25 protein-coding genes and 1 pseudogene are annotated in these 21,419 nt (G+C 63.0%); 14 read left to right on the top strand and 12 right to left on the bottom strand.

Going from position 1 to position 21,419, the window contains the following annotated elements; all coding sequences use genetic code 11:
- Positions 1-666, bottom strand: a complete 666-nt coding sequence (deoC, locus tag SM755_RS00685; protein WP_323171015.1) for a deoxyribose-phosphate aldolase — start codon at positions 664-666, stop codon at positions 1-3.
- A gap of 71 nt (positions 667-737) precedes the next feature.
- On the opposite strand from deoC, the gene SM755_RS00680 reads away from it, so the two are divergent.
- From SM755_RS00680 to SM755_RS00660, 5 genes are all read left to right on the top strand, one after another.
- Positions 738-1,721 (top strand): ribose 1,5-bisphosphate isomerase, encoded by a 984-nt coding sequence (locus SM755_RS00680; RefSeq protein ID WP_323171014.1) that lies wholly within the window; start codon positions 738-740, stop codon positions 1,719-1,721.
- Between the two features lie 108 nt (positions 1,722-1,829).
- Positions 1,830-2,651: a DUF63 family protein gene (locus tag SM755_RS00675; RefSeq protein ID WP_323171013.1), complete on the top strand. Its 822-nt coding sequence runs from the start codon at positions 1,830-1,832 to the stop codon at positions 2,649-2,651.
- A 32-nt stretch (positions 2,652-2,683) separates the two neighbouring features.
- A complete protein-coding gene (locus SM755_RS00670) occupies positions 2,684-3,619 on the top strand; it encodes a PfkB family carbohydrate kinase (protein WP_323171012.1) in 936 nt (311 codons plus the stop codon).
- Between the two features lie 138 nt (positions 3,620-3,757).
- Positions 3,758-4,057 carry a HalOD1 output domain-containing protein gene (locus SM755_RS00665; protein ID WP_323171011.1) on the top strand — a complete coding sequence of 100 codons (300 nt, stop codon included), beginning with the start codon at positions 3,758-3,760 and terminating at the stop codon, positions 4,055-4,057.
- Positions 4,058-4,113: 56 nt separating this feature from the next.
- On the top strand, positions 4,114-4,842 hold the full coding sequence (locus SM755_RS00660; protein WP_323171010.1) for a nucleoside phosphorylase: 729 nt from the start codon (positions 4,114-4,116) through the stop codon (positions 4,840-4,842).
- 38 nt (positions 4,843-4,880) lie between these two features.
- Here the strand turns inward: SM755_RS00660 and SM755_RS00655 are convergent, their stop codons facing one another.
- From SM755_RS00655 to SM755_RS00645, 3 genes are all read right to left on the bottom strand, one after another.
- Positions 4,881-6,011 carry a hypothetical protein gene (locus SM755_RS00655; RefSeq protein WP_323171009.1) on the bottom strand — a complete coding sequence of 377 codons (1,131 nt, stop codon included), beginning with the start codon at positions 6,009-6,011 and terminating at the stop codon, positions 4,881-4,883.
- A 114-nt stretch (positions 6,012-6,125) separates the two neighbouring features.
- Positions 6,126-6,323, bottom strand: coding sequence for a hypothetical protein (locus SM755_RS00650; RefSeq protein ID WP_323171008.1), 198 nt, complete (start codon positions 6,321-6,323; stop codon positions 6,126-6,128).
- Between the two features lie 110 nt (positions 6,324-6,433).
- Positions 6,434-6,595, bottom strand: coding sequence for a hypothetical protein (locus SM755_RS00645; RefSeq protein ID WP_323171007.1), 162 nt, complete (start codon positions 6,593-6,595; stop codon positions 6,434-6,436).
- Between SM755_RS00645 and SM755_RS00640 the strand changes: the two genes are divergently transcribed.
- From SM755_RS00640 to SM755_RS00620, 5 genes are all read left to right on the top strand, one after another.
- Complete coding sequence (locus SM755_RS00640; RefSeq protein WP_323171006.1) at positions 6,594-7,289, top strand: DUF1508 domain-containing protein; 696 nt, start codon at positions 6,594-6,596, stop codon at positions 7,287-7,289. The two genes, SM755_RS00645 and SM755_RS00640, sit on opposite strands and share 2 nt — an antisense overlap.
- Before the next feature lie 167 nt (positions 7,290-7,456).
- Entirely contained in the window at positions 7,457-8,476 is a 1,020-nt protein-coding gene (locus tag SM755_RS00635) for an AI-2E family transporter (RefSeq protein ID WP_049903349.1), read from the top strand.
- A 68-nt stretch (positions 8,477-8,544) separates the two neighbouring features.
- The gene (locus tag SM755_RS00630) at positions 8,545-9,798 is read left to right on the top strand and encodes a tRNA (N(6)-L-threonylcarbamoyladenosine(37)-C(2))-methylthiotransferase (RefSeq protein WP_323171005.1); all 1,254 of its coding nucleotides are present in this window, start codon (positions 8,545-8,547) and stop codon (positions 9,796-9,798) included.
- Between the two features lie 151 nt (positions 9,799-9,949).
- Positions 9,950-10,939, top strand: a complete 990-nt coding sequence (locus tag SM755_RS00625) for a trypsin-like peptidase domain-containing protein (RefSeq protein ID WP_323171004.1) — start codon at positions 9,950-9,952, stop codon at positions 10,937-10,939.
- 90 nt (positions 10,940-11,029) lie between these two features.
- On the top strand, positions 11,030-11,272 hold the full coding sequence (locus SM755_RS00620) for a glutathione S-transferase N-terminal domain-containing protein (RefSeq protein WP_323171003.1): 243 nt from the start codon (positions 11,030-11,032) through the stop codon (positions 11,270-11,272).
- Positions 11,273-11,302: 30 nt separating this feature from the next.
- Here SM755_RS00620 and SM755_RS00615 read toward each other — a convergent pair whose 3' ends face one another.
- Positions 11,303-11,842: an HIT domain-containing protein gene (locus tag SM755_RS00615; RefSeq protein ID WP_323171002.1), complete on the bottom strand. Its 540-nt coding sequence runs from the start codon at positions 11,840-11,842 to the stop codon at positions 11,303-11,305.
- Between the two features lie 327 nt (positions 11,843-12,169).
- Between SM755_RS00615 and SM755_RS00610 the strand changes: the two genes are divergently transcribed.
- Positions 12,170-12,370 (top strand): hypothetical protein, encoded by a 201-nt coding sequence (locus SM755_RS00610; RefSeq protein WP_006664692.1) that lies wholly within the window; start codon positions 12,170-12,172, stop codon positions 12,368-12,370.
- Positions 12,371-12,746: 376 nt separating this feature from the next.
- Here the strand turns inward: SM755_RS00610 and map are convergent, their stop codons facing one another.
- On the bottom strand, positions 12,747-13,649 hold the full coding sequence (gene map, locus SM755_RS00605) for a type II methionyl aminopeptidase (RefSeq protein ID WP_006664693.1): 903 nt from the start codon (positions 13,647-13,649) through the stop codon (positions 12,747-12,749).
- Between the two features lie 60 nt (positions 13,650-13,709).
- Positions 13,710-14,705 (bottom strand): isoaspartyl peptidase/L-asparaginase, encoded by a 996-nt coding sequence (locus tag SM755_RS00600; protein WP_323171001.1) that lies wholly within the window; start codon positions 14,703-14,705, stop codon positions 13,710-13,712.
- Positions 14,706-14,823: 118 nt separating this feature from the next.
- Between SM755_RS00600 and SM755_RS00595 the strand changes: the two genes are divergently transcribed.
- The 3 genes from SM755_RS00595 to SM755_RS00585 all read left to right on the top strand — a co-directional run bounded on the left by SM755_RS00595 (position 14,824) and on the right by SM755_RS00585 (position 17,457).
- Complete coding sequence (locus SM755_RS00595; RefSeq protein WP_323171000.1) at positions 14,824-15,126, top strand: hypothetical protein; 303 nt, start codon at positions 14,824-14,826, stop codon at positions 15,124-15,126.
- A 408-nt stretch (positions 15,127-15,534) separates the two neighbouring features.
- Positions 15,535-16,797 (top strand): isocitrate dehydrogenase (NADP(+)), encoded by a 1,263-nt coding sequence (icd, locus tag SM755_RS00590; RefSeq protein ID WP_006664696.1) that lies wholly within the window; start codon positions 15,535-15,537, stop codon positions 16,795-16,797.
- Positions 16,798-16,950: 153 nt separating this feature from the next.
- On the top strand, positions 16,951-17,457 hold the full coding sequence (locus SM755_RS00585) for a GNAT family N-acetyltransferase (protein ID WP_323170999.1): 507 nt from the start codon (positions 16,951-16,953) through the stop codon (positions 17,455-17,457).
- An 80-nt stretch (positions 17,458-17,537) separates the two neighbouring features.
- Here the strand turns inward: SM755_RS00585 and SM755_RS00580 are convergent, their stop codons facing one another.
- The 5 genes and pseudogenes from SM755_RS00580 to SM755_RS00560 form a co-directional block, all read right to left on the bottom strand.
- Positions 17,538-18,590 (bottom strand): SDR family oxidoreductase, encoded by a 1,053-nt coding sequence (locus SM755_RS00580; protein ID WP_323170998.1) that lies wholly within the window; start codon positions 18,588-18,590, stop codon positions 17,538-17,540.
- 259 nt (positions 18,591-18,849) lie between these two features.
- On the bottom strand, positions 18,850-19,083 hold the full coding sequence (locus SM755_RS00575; protein WP_323170997.1) for a Fic/DOC family N-terminal domain-containing protein: 234 nt from the start codon (positions 19,081-19,083) through the stop codon (positions 18,850-18,852).
- A gap of 112 nt (positions 19,084-19,195) precedes the next feature.
- Positions 19,196-20,098, bottom strand: coding sequence for a carbonic anhydrase (locus SM755_RS00570; RefSeq protein ID WP_323170996.1), 903 nt, complete (start codon positions 20,096-20,098; stop codon positions 19,196-19,198).
- Positions 20,099-20,268: 170 nt separating this feature from the next.
- A pseudogene (locus SM755_RS00565) lies at positions 20,269-20,981 on the bottom strand (IS5/IS1182 family transposase); the annotation flags it as partial.
- 69 nt (positions 20,982-21,050) lie between these two features.
- Positions 21,051-21,398, bottom strand: a complete 348-nt coding sequence (locus SM755_RS00560; RefSeq protein WP_323170995.1) for a sensor domain-containing protein — start codon at positions 21,396-21,398, stop codon at positions 21,051-21,053.
- Positions 21,399-21,419 lie beyond the last annotated feature (21 nt).

The raw sequence follows: 21,419 nt of genomic DNA, 5'->3' as shown, positions 1-21,419 counted from the left end.
CTACTCCGCGTTCGATTCGGGTGCCCCCTCCAAAATTGCCACCCCGCTTGAGGCTCCGATCCGCTCCGCGCCGGCGTCGATCATCGCCATCGCCTCGTCGTAGCTGCCGATCCCGCCGCTTGCCTTCACGGGGAGGTACTCGCTCATGAGTGCGACGTCTTCGACGGTCGCTCCACCATCGGCGAACCCGGTCGACGTCTTGACCATCGCCGCGTCCGCCGCGACGGCGGCCTCGCAGGCCCGCCGCTTCTCTTCGTCGGTGAGCAGCGCCGTCTCGATGATCACCTTGACCGGAATCGGCACCGCGGCGACGAGTTCAGCCAGTTCGGCGCGAACGGCGTCGTCCTCGCCGGCCTTCAGGCGGCCGACGTTGATGACAACGTCGAGTTCGTCCGCGCCGGCCTGCCAGGCCGTCACGCCCTCGCGGCGTTTGACCTCGTGGTCGTGCTGGCCGTGGGGAAAGCCGACGACCGTCGCGATGGTCACGTCGGGAGCGTACTCGAACTCGACGGCCTCGGCGACCGCATAGGGAGGGATACAGGCGTTCATGCCGTGGTCGCCGGCCGCCGCGAGGACGGTTTCGACATCGGCCGGCGTCGTTTCGGGGCCGAGCACCGTGTGATCGATCAGCGGCGCGAGTTCGCTGCGAGTGAGTTCCGTGGCCATAGCGGACCGACTCGGTGGACGGGCAAAAACCCGCCCGATTACTTTTGACCTGGGGCGTGTAACCAGGTGGCATGGATTCGGACCAGCCTGTCGTCGATCCGGCCGTCACGGCAACTGCCGACGACATCGCAGCCATGCGGATTCGCGGGGCGGCGACGATCGCGGACGCGGCCGCAGCGGCGCTTGCGACGCAGGCGGAACGCTCTGACGCGGCGACCCCGGCGGCGTTCGAACGTGATCTGCGGGCCAGTGCACGCGAACTCTACGAGACGCGCCCGACGGCGGTCAGTCTGCCGAACGCACTCCGTTACGTGCTCCGCGGAACGGAGGGCGATACCGTCTCGGCACTGCAATCGTCGACCGTCGAGTCCGCCGAGACGTTCCGCGCTGAACTCGAGCAGGCTCAGTCAAAACTGGGGAAGATCGGCGCGAATCGGTTGCGTGACGGCGATGTCGTGATGACTCACTGCCATTCGACCGATGCGCTCGCGTGCATCGAGGCGGCGCTCGAGTCGGGGACGGCCGTCGAGGCGATCGTCAAGGAAACGCGTCCCAGAAAGCAAGGTCACATCACGGCCCAACGGTTGCGGGAGTTGGGCGTGCCGGTGACGCTGATCGTCGACAACGCGGCGCGTCGGTATCTGGACGAGACTGATCACGTCCTCGTCGGGGCGGACAGCATCGCCGCGGACGGGAGCGTCATCAACAAGATCGGTACCAGCGGACTGGCGGTCAACGCGCGCGAACGCGGCGTTCCCGTGATGGTTGCGGCCCAGACGATCAAACTGCATCCGGACACGATGACGGGACAGACGGTCGCGATCGAGATGCGCGAGGAGGCGGAAGTGCTCTCGACGGACGAGCGGACGGCGATTGATGGAAACGCCGACGGGATGGCGCCCTTGCGCGTCGAAAACCCCGCGTTCGACGTTACCCCGCCGCGCTACGTCGATGCGATCGTCACCGAACGCGGCCAGTTCCCGCCCGAGAGCATCGTCACGCTCATGCGCGAACTGTTCGGCGAAACGACCGCTGAACCCTGGGATACCACCTAACTCCCAGACAGGGAGCGCCGCCCTGTGTCCGCGTTCGAGACCATCTTCCGCCCCGAAGTGTCACCGCTGATCGGAAAGTGTTAGTTACTGGTGTCGACAGTAGGGGGTATGGTATTGCCTGAGGGATTCGTGCTGCCACCGTGGTACCTGTTGGTGCCGCTGCTCGCCGTGCTGGGGGGTGTCGTCGCACTGCTGTGGGCGCTCGATCCGCCGGTCACCGACCGGACCGTTCTCGCGTTGACCCCGTGGATGATGTTCGGGGCGACGTTACACGTCCTGCACCGGTTCGAGGCCTATCCGGATTCGATCGAAGTCCTGTTTGCCACGCCGACGGTCTATCTCATCACGGCGACCGGGGCTGGACTCGTCTGGATTCTCTCTATTTTCATCTATACGGGCGGGCTCCAGCCCTCGATCGAACGCGTTCTCGGGACCGTCGGCACCGGCTTCTTCGTCGTCTTTACGATGTTCGCACTCCTCCAGAGTCTCGAGTCGGGAACGTTCGAGCCGTTCTGGTCCGTTATCGCCGTCGTCGCCGCGGGCATCGCGACCGCCGTCGCCTGGCTCGTCCTCGGACTCTGGTTTACCGACGTCGCCGCAGTCACGGGCACGACCGGCGTGCTCGTTATTTTCGGTCATGCGCTCGACGCCGTCTCGACGGCCATCGGCTACGACGTGCTCAACGCCGGCGAGGAAGTCCCCCTCTCGGCGCTCATCCTTACTGTCGGCGACGAACTGCCGACCGCCGAGTTCATCGGCGCGGGTTGGCTGTTTGTCGTCGTCAAGGTCGCCCTCGTGATGGGTGTCCTCGGACTGTTCCGCGAGTACGTCGAGGACGCGCCGCGCCAGGCCCGACTCCTGCTTGCGTTCATCGCGGCCGTCGGCTTCGGACCGGGGATTCACAACGTCATCCTATTCGCAGTTGCCTAGACTTTTCTCGTCGGCGGTCGTCGGTTCGGTGCATGGTCAGGGTGCTCACTGCCGGTCACGTCAACTGGGACGTGACCCTGCGCGTCGACAGGCTCCCCGAGGCCGACTGCGAGGCTGCGATCCGCTCCCAGCACCAGTCCGGCGGCGGGAGCGCCGGAAACGTCGCGACCGCACTCGCAACGCTCGCCGTCGACACCGGCCTTATCGGCAGCGTCGGTGACGACGACAACGGACTACTCGCCAGCCGTGAACTCGAGGCCGCCGGGGTCTCCCTCGATGGGCTCCGCGTCGTCGACGGTGCCGAAACGGCCGTCAAGTACCTGCTCGTCGACGACGACGGCGAGGTCGCCGTCCTCGGCAACGACGGCATCAACGAGGCGGTGACGCCGGCCGAACTCGACCGGGAACGGATTCGAACCGCCGAGCACGTTCACCTGACGAGTCAGCGCCCGGATACCGCCGCGGCTATCGCCCGCACGGCGACCGAGGCCGGCCTCACCGTCAGTTTCGACCCCGGCCGCCGACTCGGCGACCGCGACTACACCGACGCGCTCGGCGCTGCCGATATCGTCTTCGCAAACGACCGCGAAATCGCGGCCCTCCTGGAAGACGAGTACGTCGGCTCCGACTTCGACGACCGCATCGTCGCCGTCAAATACGGCGGCGACGGCGCGGAAGTTCACACCCCCGCCGGCTCGTACGTCCACCCGGGATTCGACGTCGAAACCGTCGACACGGCCGGTGCCGGCGATGCCTTCGCCGCCGGCTTCATCGCGACCCTCCTCGACCGAGTCGACACGCTGGCGACACTCACAGCCGACTCGACACCCGAACTCGAGGCCGAGGCGGATATCGAACGCGCTCTCGAGTTCGCAAACGCTTGCGGAGCCCTGACGGCGAGCCAGGAGGGGGCTCGAAGCGCGCCGACGAGACCGGCAGTCGAGGGGTTTCTCAGAACGCGATTCTAACCGAAAAATACGTCATACGCTCGAGTGGGGCGATGTCGACGCCGTCCGGCGTTCTCACCCCATGTTGTCTGACGGTAGCTATATGGGCGATCCCGTTGGCAATTAGCATAGAAAGTCACGGAGACGTGACGGAGAGACATGACAGATCAAAGGCCACGCAAGTCCTACGGATGTGAACTCGGGCGGCGCGTCCGGTACGATCGAACAGCATCGGAACCGCCGAGTATCGCCGCTGCGACGGCACTGGCGCGCTTCCGGGACGAAGACGTGACAGCAGCCAGTACCCGTCTATACGACTACGTCGACCCCGAGGCCCTCGACGCCCTCTTCGAGGACACGAACACGGGGATGCCACGGTCGGTGGAGGAGGTGACGTTCCGCGTCGACGACGCCGCAGTCACCGTCTATCCGGAGGAGATCGTCGTCTCGGCTGAGTGACGGTCGACTCCGCCGCTCTCGAATCTTTTTTCTCGCCACCCGCGGAAGGCGACGGTATGGGTACACAACCGCATCTACTGGTTGCAGAGGGTGACCTGACCGATATCGCGCTCGTCCCCGGGGACCCGGGTCGCGTCGATCGGATCGCAGACCACTGCGACGAGTCCGAGACGGTCGCTCAGAACCGCGAATACAAGGTCGTCAATGCCACCTACGAGGGCCGCGAGTTGACGATCTGTTCGACCGGGATCGGCTGCCCCTCGGCCGCCATCGCCGTCGAAGAACTCGCGAACGTCGGGGTCGAGACCTTCGTACGCGTCGGAACGACCGGCGCGCTCCAGTCGGGCATCGAGATCGGCGACATGATCGTCGCCAACGGGGCGGCGAAGAACGAGGGGACCTCGAAGCGCTACGAGGACGTCTCCTATCCGGCCGTCCCGTCCTACGACGTGCTCTCGTCGCTCGTCGACTCGGCGGAAGCGAACGACGAGGCGGTCCACGTCGGCCCGATCGCCTCGGACGACGCGTACTACGCCGAGACCGACGCATACATCACCGACTGGGAGGACGCAGGGCTGCTCGCCGTCGAGATGGAAGCCGCATCCATCTTCACGCTCGCCCGCCGGAAGGGGCTACGCGCCGGCGCGATCTGTACCGTCGACGGCAACCTCGTCGAGGGAACCCAGAAGGGAACCGACACGGAGGACGACGAACTCCCCGAAAAGGCGAAGAACAACGTCGGCCGCGCGATCGATATCGCACTCGAAGCGACGACCGACCTGTAACACGCGACGCCGACCCACGACGGCCCACCGCTTTTGCGCTATTTTTCGACGAGTTCAGTTGCGAGTGCCGTCGTTCGCTCGGTGAGCGTCTCGGTCGTGGCCGCGGCGTCGCGGAGGGTGTCGTTCGTCGCCGAAAAGAGGCGTTCGAAGTCGACGGCGTTCGAGTCGGCGCGGTGCCACGCTTCGGTATCGCGGGGGGACTGGGCACAGGTCGGACAGGGCTGTGACGGAGTCGGTCCGTCGGGAGCAGCACCGACGGGAAGTGGCTCGAAGCAGTTGTGGCACCGACCGATCGATGCGGCCACGAGTTCGGCCAGCGAGACGAGTTCGTGGAGTTCCGACTGCAGGTTCGTTGCCGTGTCGACGAAGTCGAGTAGCAGCGGCGCTGCTGCCGACTCGGTCGCGTCGCCCTCGAACTGATCGAGTCGGGCGAGTCGGCGGTCGACGACCGAGAGCGTGAGTAAGAGCGTCCGCCGAGCGGTGACGAACTCGCGTGAGAGGTTGTCGACGCTCGCTTCGGGTTCTGTGTCTCCGGTTTCGTCTCCAGTTGCAGGAGCAGTGCTCTCGGGGCTGTCGGGGCTGTCGGGGCTCTCGGGGCTCTCGGGGCTCTCGGGGCTCTCGGGGCTGTCGGGGCTGTCGGGGCTCTCGGGGCTCTCGGGGCTCTCGGCGCTCTCGGCGCTCTCGGCGCTCTCGGCGCGATTAGCGCGATCAACGCTATCAGCGCGATCGGTGCTATCAGTGCTACCAGCACTCGCGTCGCCGTCGCCGTCGGAGCCCGCAAGCGCGGACGGGAGCGTCGTCGCGAACGAGGCGAACGCGGCGGCATCGGAGACTGCCGTTCCCTGCTCGCGGGTCGTCTCGTGGACGAGCGCGAACAGTTCGTCGGGAGCGATAGCCGCCAGCGTCACCGAACTGTCCGCGTCGATCGAAGCGGCCGAGTCGACGGCGCTCCCCTCGCGAGCAGGTCGGGCGTCGTCCCGGAGGACAGCCGCACACGTCGAACAGACCGTCACGAGTGAACTCTCGTGGACCGGGCCGTCGATCGGGACGGTGCCGACTGGATACAGCCGAAGCGTCTCCTCGTCACCCGCGCGCTCGCAGTGCTGGCAGGTGAACTCGTCTCGGTCGAATACGGCGCGCCGGTCGATGTCCCACTCGCGGGAAGTCACGAGCGAGCGAAGACAGCGCGCCGACAAAAACACACCGGCCCCGGTCGCCCCTTCTCGGCGACCAGCGGGGTGTGACCCGATCCGCCGCACAATCCGTGCGCGGCCCGTTCGCCGTTATTCGTTCGGATCCTGCGCCTGCGTCGCGTCCGAGTATCCTCGTAACACGTATTTCGCAATCCAGAACAGCAGGGAAGACCCGGTGATGAACAGCACAGCGATCGCCTGCGTAGTACCCAAGACGCCTAGCGCGGAGAGGGTGACGGAGACGATAATTAGGATAGCGACGGTATAATCAAACGACCGGTCAAGCATAGGCGTTACTCGACTGCTCGGGTAATAGGCCTCCCGTCGGCGAGTTCGCACACGTAGTCGCCGAACAGCCGAGTCACTTTCAATCCGAGTTCCGAACGAAGAACTCGCCACTACTGGAACAACGCGTCATCGCCGTCGAGTCGGTCGTTGATTCGGGTCTCGACTGGAGCCGGATTCGAATCCGAAATCGAATTTGAATCCGAATCCGTACCCGAACCCGAACCGTAATCGTCAGCAACCATTACACCCTCGCGTGCCGTACCCTCCGCCATGGACGACGACCACCCCTCGGAGTTCGAACTGGAACGAGAGACGGCCGTTGACCGAGACGAACTCGGAGCGCTGTTTCGAGACCTCGCCGTCGCTATCGAGGACGAGCGTCCGATCCACCTGCTCGGTGACGAGAACGACGACCGGACCGTCTCCGTAACCATCCCATCACAGGTCGACCTCGAACTCGAAGCCGAACGCGAGCCGGCTGACGGGGACGAGGGCGATGAAGACGACGAGGACGAAGCTACGGACACAGCAGACGCCGACCGCCCCGCCACCGTCGAGTTCGAAATCGAACTCGAGTGGGACGAGGAAAACGAAACTGCCCGAATCGTCGACGGCACCGATGTCGACGCGTCTGGACCCGATCCCGTGGTGCTCTCCCCGAGAGTCGAGACCGGAACTGACGCGGTGGACGATGCGGAAGAAGTAGACGGTTCCACTGCGGAGAGCGTAGAGGAAACGGGCGAAATGGAACCGGAAACAGAAACGGACGCCCAATTCGGCCGCACCAGCCGCTTCGAAGTCTACCAGGACCGCGCCGACGAGTGGCGCTGGCGGCTGGTCCACTGGAACGGCAACATCCTCGCCGACAGCGGCGAGGGCTACACCAGTCGAGCCAACGCCGAGCGCGCCGTCCGCAGCGTCCGGCGGGCCGTCCCCGCCGCAACGGTCGCCGACCGAGAGGACTAGGTCCGGATTAGCGACGAGGTGAACTCGACGAAGCGATTTCCGGTAACCAGGCGGACCGGTATCTGCAGGTCTCTTTCCGCAGGCGAGGAGTCGGGCGGCCGGTTGAACGGCGGAGACTGATCGATGCCGGTAGCAATTTTATCCCGGCGAGCGTGGTCGGTTCACTCGTGAACATCAGCAAGGGCTATCTCCTCACGCTCGTCGCGATCTTCGCATACCTCTCCTGGCAGCTCGTCGTGCCGTTTCTCCAGTACATACTGATGGCGATTTTGCTCGCCTTCGTCCTGTATCCGCTCCAGCGCCGTCTCGAACGGCGGTTTTCGCCGACAGTTTCGGCGTTTGCCCTCCTGGCGTTCGCGATCACCGTGTTTATCGTTCCGTTCGTTATCGTCCTCGCTGCGGTCGCCGACGACGCGGCGCGGATGCTCCAGAATCTCGATTCAGAAACGCTCCAGGTCGCAGAAATCGAGCGCTACATTGCGGCCGAAACCGGGTACGAGGTCGACCTGGCGGCCACGCTTTCGGATTCAGCACAGCAGATCGGCTCCGTCCTCGTCGAACAGACGACGGCCTGGATCGGCGTCCTCACGCACGCCCTGGTCGGGTTCGGCGTCGCCCTGTTTCTGCTCTACTACCTCCTCCGAGACGGGGACAAGCTCCTGGCCTGGATTCGCGATGTCACGCCGCTTCCGTCGGACGTGCAAGACGAGTTCTACACTGAACTCGACGAGGTCATGTGGGCCGTCCTCGCGGGTCACGTCCTGATCGCGCTCATCCAGGGGATTATCGCCGGACTCGGGCTCTTTGCGACCGGCATTCCGAACGCCGGTTTCTGGACGGTCATCATGATCGTGCTCGCGCTCATCCCGCTGGTCGGGGCGTTTCTGGTCTGGGGACCCGCGGTCGTCTATCTCCTGGCGATGAACCAGCCGATCCTGGCCGTCGCGTTGTTCGCTTACAGCGCGGTCATCGTCGGCATCTCCGACGATTACCTGCGGCCGATCGTCGTCGATCGATACGCCCAACTCAACCCCGCCGTCATCATCCTCGGCGTCCTCGGTGGCGTGTACGCGTTCGGCGTGATGGGGTTGTTCTTCGGTCCGGTCGTCCTCGGCGCGCTGATCGCGACGATCAACGTCCTTGACGACAACTACGAGCGACTCGCGGAGGAGTACGGGATGACGTGAGCGGACGAGTTCGAGAGCCCCGATCCGTCGGGCTTTTGCCTTCCCGACCCTGAACCGAATCACAACGGATGGCCCGCTATCACATCGAAACGTACGGTTGCACGTCGAATCGCGGCGAGAGCCGCGAGATCGAGCGACGGCTCCGCGACGCCGGCCACTACCGGGTCGACGGCCCCGACGAGGCCGACGTCGCCATCCTCAACACCTGCACCGTCGTCGAGAAAACCGAGCGCAATATGCTCCGGCGGGCCGAAGAACTCTCCGAGGAGACGGCCGACCTCTTTATCACCGGCTGTATGGCCCTCGCACAGGGCGAAGAGTTCGCTCAGGCCGATGTCGACGGCCAGGTGCTTCACTGGGACGAGGTCCCCGAGGCCGTAACCAACGGCGAGTGTCCGACGACGACGCCCGATGCCGAACCGATTCTGGACGGCGTCGTCGGCATCCTCCCGATCGCTCGGGGGTGTATGTCGAACTGCTCGTACTGCATCACCAAGCACGCGACGGGCAAGATCGACTCCCCGTCGATCGAGGAGAACGTCGAGAAGGCTCGCGCCCTGATCCACGCTGGCGCGAAGGAAATTCGAATTACGGGCCAGGACACCGGCGTCTACGGCTGGGACGAGGGCGAGCGCAAGCTCCACCGTCTGCTCGCCGAAATCTGCGAACTCGAGGGCGACTTCCGCGTTCGCGTCGGGATGGCCAACCCGAAGGGCGTCCACGGCATCCGGGAGGAACTGGCCGATGTCTTCGCCGAGTACGACGAACTCTACGGGTTCCTGCACGCGCCCGTCCAGTCGGGCAGCGACGATGTACTCGGCGACATGCGCCGCCAGCACCAGGTCGAGGAGTACGTCGAGGTCGTCGAGACCTTCGACGAGGCGCTCGAGTACTGGACGCTCTCGACGGACTTCATCGTGGGGTTCCCGACGGAAACGGACCACGATCACGAGCAGTCGATGGCGCTGCTCCGCGAAACCCGCCCCGAGAAGATCAACGTGACCCGCTTTTCCAAGCGGCCGGGGACCGACGCCGCCGACATGAAAGGACTCGGCGGCACGATCAAGAAGGAGCGCTCGAAGGAGATGAGCGAAGTCAAGCGCGACATCGTCGCCGACGCCTACGCGGACATGGTCGGCGAGCGTCGCGAGGACGTGCTGGTCGTCGAGGAGGGAACCGCCGACTCCGTGAAGTGCCGCGACGCCGCGTACAGACAAATCATCGTCCAGAACGCGAGCGAGCACGGGATCGAACCCGGCGACTTCATCGACCTCGACGTGACGGCCCACGAGACGATGTACGCCTTCGGCGAGCCGGTGTGACGCCTCGCGCGATGACGCGACCCCACGTTCTCTCGTTGTGCCGTACACCCGTCGGAGAAGCGTTCATCGCACCGATTGTCTTATGTTATCACACCCCCTAACCGGTGGTGAACCCGGCGGCAGCACGGCGGTGTGGTGTCCCGGGAGATAAATGAGTACGCCAACTACGTTCGAACAGTTGTACCGTGAAACGATTCCGTCGGTCGTCTCGGTGTACGTCGATCCGGAGCGCCGTCGACCGGGCGGGACGGGATCCGGATTCGTCTACGACGCCGACCACGTGATCACGAACCGGCACGTCGTCGGCGACGTCGATGCGGTCGACCTCCGGTTCAGCGACGCGTCCTGGGAGACCGGACGCGTGATCGGAACCGACGCCCACACGGACCTCGCGGTGATCCGTACCGACGCGCTGCCGTCGGACGCTGATCCCCTGCCGATCGCGGACCGGCCGCCGACGCCCGGCGAACCGGTCGCGGCGCTCGGTAATCCGATGGGCCTGGACGGAACGATCACGACGGGGATCGTCAGCGGCGTGAACCGGTCGTCGCCGACCGGAAGCGGGTTCACCATCCCGGACACCGTCCAGACGGACGCGCCGATCAATCCGGGTAACAGCGGCGGCCCGCTCGTCACGCTCGACGGGACCGTCGTCGGCGTCAACCGGGCGAAAACCGGCGAGAACATCGGGTTCGCCATCTCCGCGGCCGTCGTCTCCAGGGTCGTTCCGGACCTCGTCGAACGCGGCCGATTCCGCCATCCGTACCTGCGAGTTCAGACGGTGGATGTCTCGCCCACCGTCGCCGAGGCCAACGACCTGGCGACTCCGGAGGGTGTGCTCGTCGTGGACGCCCCGCTCGGCCCTGCAAGCGCCGCACTGCACGGGTGTCGAAGCGTCCGCCGGGTACGCGGTCGCGACGTTCCCGTCGGCGGCGACGTGATCGTCGGCATCGACGGCCACGAGATCGACTCCCACGAGGAACTCCAGCGCTACCTGTTGACCGAAACGCGGCCGGGACAGCCCATCGAGATCGCGGTGCGGCGGCAGGGGCGGCGGACGACCGAGGAGGTCGTGCTCGCCGAACGTCCCGGTCGCGCCACCGATCCGGCCGAAACGCGAGCCCACGTCCCGATCGAGTGATTCCGAGTTCACCGCGTCCCGCACCGCCGTCGATTTCGATCCGCGTCGACCGTCACGTACGCTTTTACCGCCGCAGCTCGAACGCCCGCCATGGGTGCGATTACGCTCTACCAGCTCGAGGGCTGTCCGTACTGCGAACGCGTCGCCGACCGGCTCGATGAACTCGACGTTGATTACGAGAGCAACTGGGTCGAGAGCTTACATTCCGAACGCGACGAGGTCAAGCGCGTCTCCGGCCAGCGTCAGGTCCCCGTTATCGTCGACGAAGACACCGGTGTGACGATGGCCGAGTCCGAACGGATCGTCGACTTCCTCGACGCGAGTTACGCCTGACGAGCGATTCGACGGCGAGTTCTCGCACGATTAGTCGAAGGTGACGGCAGTCTCCGCATCGACAACGCGCGCGCCGTCCTGGGCTGCAAACGCTTCGTGGAGCTGATCGTACGTTTCCTCGAGCGCCTGCACGATCACGTTCGTATCGCTGATAACGGGCATGAAGTTGGTATCGCCCTGCCAGCGCGGCACGATGTGCGTATGGAGATGATCGTCGATCGAGCCGCCGGCGCCGTCGCCGAGGTTCAGCCCCGCGTTGAAGCCGTCGGGTCCGAGTCCCGTCTCCAGCGCATCGAACGTTCGCTGCTTGAGTCGCGCGTGATCGAGCAGTTCCGCATCAGTCAGGTCGCCGTACTTTCCCGTATGAGCGTATGGAATTACCATCACGTGTCCCGGACTGTACGGATAGTTGTTCAACAGGACGAACGCGTGCTCGCTCCGCGCGACGATCCGATTTTCCCGGTCAGCATCCATCTCCGGGAACTCGCAGAAGACACACGCCTCGATATCGGGGTTTTGCTCGTCGCGTTTGATCCACTCGATCCGCCACGGGGCAAACACCTGGTCCATACACGATACCACTTGCGGCGACCCTATACTGATTGTGTCTCCGGACAGGCGGCCCGCAATCGATCCGGGATTCGTTTCCCCACTCGAGTCGTGATCGGAAATAGCATAACGTGTGTGTCAGTTACGAGCGTCCCCATCTCGATCCGAGCGTAGCTGTGCCTTTCACTACCGTGATATTGAATACCTAGGCTATAGAGACAATCGCTCTCTTCGTTCGAGAATAACTATTGAAAGATCTAGTGGGATCCAAGAACATATCAGATCTTATGACTCAGCGTTCGAAATGAGACGCGCCTTTAAGAGTTCACTATCGCAACTACTCCAGTAATGGCAACGACTGACGACTCTGTAAACGGCCTTACTGAATACTGCGATGACTGCGACTTGCAAACGCTCCACGAAGTGTCGGTCCAGATTCGAACCGAGAGTGTCAAGCAGGAAAACGCTCAGTTTTCCCGTGAACCCTACCGCGTAAGCGAGTGCCAGCGCTGCGGGAATCGGACGAGTCAGCGGATGAACAACGCCTGATCTGTCGTACTGCTGCCGCCCTCTCTGCTATTTCCGCGCGTTAATCGCTCTCCCGGATATCATCCTCACTGTCACCCCTCGACACGGATAGTGCGCTCTACTGTCCGCCCCTGTCGAGTGCATTCGGACCGTCTCTAGAATCGTCGCCGTCGCGTTCTCCTCGCGGCCGGCGAATTCTCGTCGACTCGCGGCCGGCGAATCCGTTATTCACCGCGCCCGAGAGCGAGACGGCGGACCGACGGGACCGAGCGGGGCTGTGGGCTGTGAACGAGAACGGGCACGGGAACGGGAACGAGAACAAGAGCGGAAACTGATCGCGCACAACCGGAAAAGACAGACGAAAACCGACAGACGAAAACCGACGGCGGCGAACGCCCTACTGCGTCGTCACTTCACACCCGTCTTCGGTCACGATCACGGTATGCTCCTTCTGACTAACGAGGAAGCCGTCGTCCTCCTGTAACACCGGATAGCCGTGGACGATATCGTTTCGCTTGAGCCGTCGCAGGGCCATCTCCGCCCGATCCGTCTCGAGCCATCGCGTCGCGAACGGCAACGTCTTGAACTCGTCGGTGATCTGTGCGAGCGCCTCGCGGGCCTGTCGGTTCCGGACGGTGCCCTCGCGTTCGAGCCCGAAAATCTCCTCGGTCGCGCCCTCCGTGACCTTGCCGCCGCCGTCGGTCGCGAAGGGTTCGATCGCAACGACATCGCCGACCTCGAGCGTTGTTCCCTGGGAAACGGCGCGGTTCGGAATGTTGGGGCTGGTGTGTTGCTCCCAGTGGTCCAACCCGTGCCCGGTGAGATTGACGACCGGGTTGTAGCCGTAGCCGTCGATCACGTCTTCGATTTCGGCTCCGATCTCGCCCGTCTCGACGCCGGGTTCGACGATTTCGAGAGCGGCTTCGAGCGCCTGCTCGGAGGCCTCCGCGAGTTCGGGAGTGCCCGAGAGGTCGACGGTGATGGCGGTGTCCGCGAGCCAGCCGTCGACGTGGACACCGATGTCTAAGTTGACCATCTCTTCACCGAAGGTCGAGTCGTCGTCGATCGACGGGGTTGCGTGGGCGGCCTCTTCGTCGATCGAAATGTTGACCGGGAACGCCGGTTTACCGCCGAGTTCGCGGATGCGGTCCTCGGCGTATTCCGCGATCTCGAGGTGGCTGACGCCGACCTCGACACGTTCGGCTGTCTCCTCGCGAACCTGCGCAAGGATGTCGCCCGCTTCGCGGTGCTTCTCGTACTTCTCAGACTGGAGGTCCACCTGATCCTCGGAGTCGGCCATGCACTGGAGTTGCACCGGTCGGCAAAAAGAGGTTGCGTCTCCGATCGTTGCGGGATGCTCTCAGCGGTCCGTCGCCCGCGCCGTCTGCATCGCGGCGCTGTTGTACGCCGAGCCGAGCGTCCCGGTTGCATCGACGGCGATCACGCCGGCCGTCGAACCGGTGAGTTCGGCGAACTCGTCGATCGCAAGCGCAGCAGCGGTATCGGCGTCGCAGCCCCGTTCGACGTGTCGGGCGACGCGTCGCGAGAGCGTGACGCGGGCGATGTCCTCCCCGGCACCGGTTGCGCTGACGGCGGCGGCGGGTGCACAGTAAAAGCCGGAGCCGACCTGCGGGACGTCGCCGACGCGGCCGGCGAGTGCGAGCCAGCGGCCGCCCGTGGAGGTCGCGGCGGCGAGGCGGCCGCTGTCGTCATCGAGGGCGACGGCACCGACGGTGTCGTGATCCGTCGGATCGCTGCTCGTTGGGCGTTGTCCGGCGGTGTCGTGACCGAGGGTGCTCTCGTGCGGGTCGGTCGCCGTCTGTGCTGGCTGATCCATCTCGTCGTCCGTCTCGTCGTCGCGTCCCCCTGGGTCCGTTCGGCCGTACCGGTCCTCGATCCACGCGAGTTCACTCTGCACACCGTCCGCCGGTCGATCGAGTTCGGCCCACCGCTCGCGCGTTCGATCGGACCAGAGATCGACGCCGGTTTCGATGCCGAACGCGTCGGCGAGCGAGACGGCGTGATCGCCGGAGACGAAGCCGTGTGGCGTCGCTTCCATGACGACGCGGGCGACGCTGACCGCGTGTTCGATGCCCGGCATCGAGCAGGCGGCACCGACCGCTCGAGAATCGGTCATGATCCCCGCATCCGTGCGGATCTGTCCGTCGCTCTGAACGGCGCTGCCGACCCCGGCGTTGAACCGCGGAGAGGATTCGAGGACGTGCAGCGCCGCTTCGACTGCACCGACTGGGTCGGTCGTCGCTGCAGCGGTTGCGGCAGCCTCGTCAAGGACTGCCTGTCGCGGGGCCGGGTCGTCGGGGTCGCTACCGGCGCCGCCGTGGACGAGTACCTGCATACCCTGACTGACGGGGACCGGTCATAACGGGTTTTGGATTCGACCGACGGCCGGCGACGGGTGAAGACGCATCGAAACAGACATACTTACCACGGCAGCGCGAGAACCGCCACCGACGATGACGACGCCAGCCGCGTTGCTCGGGGTCTTCTGTACGGCGATGGCACTGCTCGCGGTCGTGCGGCTGGGAATCGAGGCGGACTGGGATCGGGTCGACCTCGGCTCGACGGCCCTGGTCGTCGGGATCGCGCTGTTTTCGATACTGTGGACCGTTCGCACCCACTCGCGGCTTTCGGGCGGCGTACAGCTCCTGCTCGCGCTGGCTGGCGGGGCCAGTTGCTGTGTCGGCGGCTGGTTGCTCGTACGCCACTGGGATGAGACGGGGAATGACGATATCGATGCGAAGGGGCCCCGTTCCTGAAACCGGGGGCGACGCGCCGGAGAGAAAGACGCGATCCGAACACCGGGAATGACACACCGGTAACGACACTGCCAGCCGTCCCCCGAAGAGAAGTAATACTAAACAGGACTCCAGAGTTAAAGAACAGCCGTTGCCCAACAGTCTCGACCGAGAGCGCATCTGCCACAGAGCACGTCCGTGAACGACAACGCTTCACCGGATCGCGTTCTCATCGGAGACCGCCCATAAACGGGATTTTACAGGCAGTACTCGGCGTCTCACCGACACTTTCGATCACCGTACTCGATCCGGCTCCCGTCTCAGTCTGCTCCCCCCGGTGAAAACTCCTGTCGAACTCGGGTGCAATATTCGCCGGTCGCAATAGAAATGGTAGCCCTTTTACCACAGTCGGAGAACCGTCTAGACGAGATGAGCTACGACAAGATCGAGGTCCCCGAGGACGGGGAAAAGATTACGCTGAAAGAGGGAACCGAGGACGAACTCGAGGTCCCCGACAACCCGATCATTCCGATCATCCACGGCGACGGCGTCGGTAGCGACGTCGGCCCGGCCGCACAGAAGGTGCTCGAGGCCGCAGCCGACGCGACCGGCCGCGAGATTAACTGGATGCGCGTCTACGCCGGCGAATCCGCCCGCGAGAAGTACGACGAGAACCTGCCCGACGAGACCGTCGAAGCCATTAAAGAACACCGCGTCGCGATCAAGGGTCCGCTCACGACGCCCGTCGGTGCCGGCTTTCGATCGCTGAACGTCGGACTGCGCAAGCTGTTGGATCTCTACGCGAACGTTCGTCCGACCTATCACCTAGACGGCGTTCCGTCTCCCGTCTCCGAACCGGAACAGATGGACATGATCACCTTCCGCGAGAACACGGAAGACGTCTACGCCGGCATCGAGTGGGAGGCCGGCACCGACGAAGTCGAGCAGGTCAAGGAGTTCGTCGAGGACGAGATGGGCGAGGACGACGTCATCCACGACGGCCCCGTCGGCATCGGCGTCAAGCCGATCACGGAGTTCGGGACCAAGCGGCTGGTTCGGCGCGCCATCGATTACGCCCTCGAACACGACCGGGACTCGGTCACGCTGGTCCACAAGGGCAACATCATGAAGTTCACCGAGGGTCAGTTCCGCGACTGGGGCTACGAGGTCGCCGAAGAGGAGTACGGTGACGAGGTCATCACCGAGGACACCCTCTGGGAGGAGAACGACGGCGAGGCACCCGAAGACGCCGTCGTCGTCAACGACCGCATCGCGGACAACATGCTCCAGCAGCTGTTGACCCGCACCGACCAGTACGACGTCATCGCGACGATGAACCTGAACGGCGACTACATGTCCGACGCCGCCGGTGCACAGATCGGCGGCCTCGGCATCGCTCCCGGGTCCAACTTCGGCGACGGTCGCCTGCTCGCCGAACCCGTCCACGGCTCCGCACCGAAGTACGAGGGCCAGGACAAGGTCAACCCGACCGCCATGATCCTCTCGGGCCGCATGATGCTCGAGTACCTCGGCTGGACCGACGCTGCAGACCTCGTCCGCGACGCCGTCGAAGAGACGATTTCTTCGGGCAAGGTCACCTACGACCTCGAACGCCAGCTCGACGACGCCGAGAAACTCGCCACCAGCGAGTTCGCCGACGAAGTCGTCAGCAATATCGAGAAACTCTCGTAAGCTCGAGCGCGGTCGAACGCGAATTTCTACTCTTCTTTCGTACTGCCGGTACAGTGGCGATCGTTATCGGATGACTCACTCGATCGAGTTCGGGTTTCGCCCGGTCGCGTCGGAGTCGTAACGTTCTCGAGAGCCGAGGCTGAAGAACACACAATGGTCGACGTACGTGTCGCCGACGCGGATGCCGCGCGCGAGGACGCCTTCGACGTTCGCCACGAGGTGTTCGTCGACGAACAGGGCGTCGACGAAGCGCTCGAGTACGACGAATACGACGACCCTGAGGCCGATGCCGTGCACTTCGTCGCGTACGGCGACAAAGCCGACGCCTCCGACGCTTCTGATGCTCCCGACGCTTCTGACTCCCCCGATGCGGACCCGATCGGCGCTGCACGGCTCCGAACGGCGGATACCGACGAAACAGGGAAGGTCGAACGCGTCGCCGTCCGCGAACCCTGGCGCGAGACCGGCGTCGGTCGCGCGCTCATGCTCGCCATCGAAGCGCAGGCCGACGAGCAGGGACTCGCCGCGCTCACGCTTCACTCTCAGACGCACGCGGCCGGCTTCTATCGTGAACTCGGCTACGAATCCGTCGGCGACGAGTTCACGGAGGCGGGCATCCCGCATGTCAAAATGCGAAAGAAACTGGGAGACGAACACTGAGGATCCAGCGGAGTCGAATCGATAGCTGACGACCGGGGGTACCGGTCACCGGACATCGATCATCAGTCACCGGACACCGATCACCGGTCACCGGGATCGGTACCGCGGAGCACCCTGTAGAGGACGTACGCCCCGATCGCAGCAGCGCCGGCACCGAGCGTCGTCGGAAGCGACCGCCGCTGGAGGAGCCTGGTGTATGAACTCGTCTCGGCGACGTGGCCCTCGTAGTCGCCCCGTTCGTCGAGCGTCCCGGACGGGGTGTCGAGATCCCGCTCCGGCTCCGAGCCGGAGGGGCGGTCCGTTCGCTGGCGATCGACGAACACCGCCTCCATAATCCGATCCAGCAGTCCCGGTGCGTAGCGGTCGAGCACCGTGAGACTCTTGCCGCCCCCGCCGACGGTTACCTCCCGCTGTGGGTGCGCTGCTGCGTGGAGAATCGCCCGCGCGACCGTCTCCGGTGCGTACACGGGCGGCGGGAGCGTCGGGTCGTCGTCCATGTAGTTTTTCGCGTGATCCGGGTACGGGGTATCGATCGAACTCGGTTTGACGAGCGTCACGGAGACGGGAGCGCCCTCCTCCTCGAGTTCCATTCGCAGGGCGTCGGTGAATCCCTTGACCGCGTGTTTGGACGCCGAGTAGCTGCCCTGCAGTACGATGGCGCGCTCGGAGGCGATGCTTCCGATATTGATGAGTGCGCCGCCGTAATCTCGGTCTTGCTCCTGCGCTCGCTCTCGGAACTGTTCGGCGGCTTCGAACGATCCGTACAGGAGCCCCCAGACGTTGACGTCGAACTGCTTGTGGAGGTCCTCGATCGGGATCTCCCTCAATTTGCCGTAGATCGGGACGGCGGCTCCGTTTACCCACGTATCGAATCCGCCGTAGGCCTCCCGTGCAACCCGCGAGATTTCGCGGATGTCGTCGGGCTCCGAGACGTCGGCGACGACGTATTCCGCGTCACCGCCCTCGCGTCTGATCTCCTCGGTCAACTCCGCGAGGGCCGCCTCGCTCCGGGCCACGAGAACCAGTTGCGCCCCGCGGTCGGCTGCCATCCGCGCGGTGGTCAACCCGATGCCGGAGGATGCGCCGGTGATGACGATCACCTGCTCGTCGAGCGGCTTGAGTGCTACGGTCATGGCGCAGTAGCGTCGACATCGATATGGTGAGTCGAGTTCAGAAACGGAACCGAACGCTGGCCGACCAGCGTGGGATGTGAACTCGTAAGTTCGAGACGACAACGCGGGCGACCGTCCCGTCTCGCTATCTCGGGTAGCTGCATTCGACGTTCCTACGGCAATGATACCCTTGCGACCGCCGCCTGTATTCGCATGGTCGACGATCCGAAGACACAGCGCGAACGTGAATGCGGCCGTCCGTGGCCGCGTTCAGGTGGCGCTATGCCGGGTCGACCGGGTCGCGATCGGACGACGCCCCCTGATCCCCGAGCAACGCGACCGCCAGCGTTTCCATCGAGTCAATACAGCACACGGAGACTGTGATATCAGTACCTTCGATTTGCGAACTTATCGCCGCCTCACGGACGATGATCGGAGCGATGAGAAGGTTCTCGTTCTCGATATCGTCGTGGAGTGCCGAGAGTTGTCCATGTTGATCCTTTAACCGTGACACTGCTTCTTCGCACCGTCTACACCGTGGCACTGATGACTGATTTGGGTTGCCGTATTTGGGTAGAGAAAACCCATCCCTTGCCACTTAAAAACCTGTGAGATATAGTTTGCACTTACTGAAGTTTACTCTGAACAAACATCTTGTACTGATTCGGAACTTGTTGCTTGAGTTGACACTGGTCGGTTTCACCGTCGATATTGACCAAATAAGTTCGTCCTCGCATACCTTCGTACGCCCCTTGGAAATCGTAGACGAACCCATAGAGATTCCGCTCTTCAGATACTGCGTCACTGTCGAGAAGGAATTGAATCTGTCGATGAACATTGTATTCGACGAGTTGATTGATGACCTCAAGATCCTTCGTCTCTGTGTTAACAAGGTCAGATTTGAGCCCATCATCAACAATGTCTACCAGTACTTCCAGTTCTTGTCTGATTCCAGGTGGTTCATTGAGTTGTTTTCCAGTTGCAACCTCATAGGCAGCAGTAATCGCACCGCAGTCAGTATGCCCGACAACAACTCCGTTTTCGGAATCCGCCTTTTCAAGTCCGTAAAGAAAATCACCGTCTACAACTCGTTCACCATCTACTACACTAATCGCTTTATTTCCTATATTACTCGGTTTGAACAAGAAATCCACTCCAAGAGAACCAAGAAACATGCCTTCTTGGGAGACTCGTGAATCAGAGCAACAGACTGTGGTCACAGAGGGTGCTTGACTGTTTTGGACATCGCTGAAATAGTCGTCCGGTAATGCGTTTGTCCACATTTGGTTTCGCTGTAGCAGACCAATGAGTCCATTGCTGAAAGAGTATTTATTTACAGGTCTCTGGAGGGGAGTGTTTATACTGGATCGTTGAGTAGTTTTAGCATCTGCTACCCCGGAGACGTCCCATACTCCTAGCATCGCGAGACCCATCGCCCCCGATCGAACGAATTTCCGTCGCGTGGTCTCTCTTTCATCCGTTTCTCCGGTGTGCCGCAGGTCAACGTCCGTTTCTGAGCTATCGGGCATGATCAGGTTTTTGTAGACGGTCTATTAAAACTTAAAATGTACTATTATTCCACTCGTTTAAAATTTGATTACTTGATCTTTATCGAATGAATCTGCTGTCATGATTAGATAACTCTATATTCTGTTGTGTTGAATAGGGTTCGGCGCGGTGATCATAGCGGATCACAGAGTTATTCGATATCAGAGATGTCGAACATCAGGACAATCTCTAACTCTCGAGACGAGAACTGCGCTCGCACGGCATCGCCGAGCGAGCACTTGATTGACGAATACGACGTTCCACCCATCCATCGTTGCGTGTAATCTTGTTCTCGGATCACTGCGTTGTGTCCCACAGCATTCAGCGAGGAACTGTGATAGTGAACCAGCGGCTCAACGTCAAGGATATAGTACTCGTACTCGGTGTGCCAATCTTGAAACCCGTTATCAGCGGCCACGTACTGCAGGTCGTCCGCGTTCCGGCGGACGACCTACGGGCCAGTCTTCGTATCATGCCTCTGGGTGTAACACTGCACATCAAGCGCAGCAAGTGACTCCATATCGGTCAGCGATGTCACTTGGAGAATTTCTACCGTTTGGTCTGATCTATTGAGATAGTACGCTGACGTGTTCCCACGGTCGAAGAATGTGCTGTCGAGGGCGACATGACCAGATTGCGGGTGTTGCTGCGCTGAAATGCGCAGCAACGCCCGCCAGACTCACATCTTAAATCGATCAAACGACTTGTTGAGCGTATTGAAGTCAGGCACGTCTCCGTCCTCCAGATTAAGCACTTCCCGAATGTCGCACATGTACTTCAGTCGATTCTCGGTTTTGCGGAAGCCGTGGCTCTCTTCATGGCGAAAACAGTGACTGTGACGTGCTTCCAGCGGGCGAACCCACCGCCCTTCCAGGTCGTCTGCGAGCGGACGAGTTCAACGAGCCTCGAAACGAGTCCGTCGTCGGCGACCGTTTACCGGTCGGCCGGCCGCCGAATGTCGGTCGTCAGCAGTCGGTTGGCGAGTCGCCGCTCGAACGCGGCGAGGTAGCGAGCGCCGACGATGGTACACAGCAGGATCGGGATTCCGACGAGAACAACGGCGAAAATAGCGCCCAGGAAGCCGAGCGTGAGTCCGAACTGGTAGACGATCCCGATCGGAATCGCCAGGAGCAGGTAACAGAGGTTCCGGTAGGTCTGGCGCTCGGCGGCGACAGCCTCGACGTCGGCGGCCGGACCGAGCCGGGAACGCTCCGGGAGGGGGTGCGCTCGCTCATACCGGACGATTCGACCGCGGCCCCTAAAATATCCTCGATCGAACACGTTCCAGCGAAACGGGTTACG

The sequence above is a fragment of the Natrialba sp. PRR66 genome, from assembly GCF_034808065.1.
Classification (GTDB): domain Archaea; phylum Halobacteriota; class Halobacteria; order Halobacteriales; family Natrialbaceae; genus Natrialba; species Natrialba aegyptia.
This window is presented reverse-complemented; position numbering and strand designations above follow the sequence as displayed.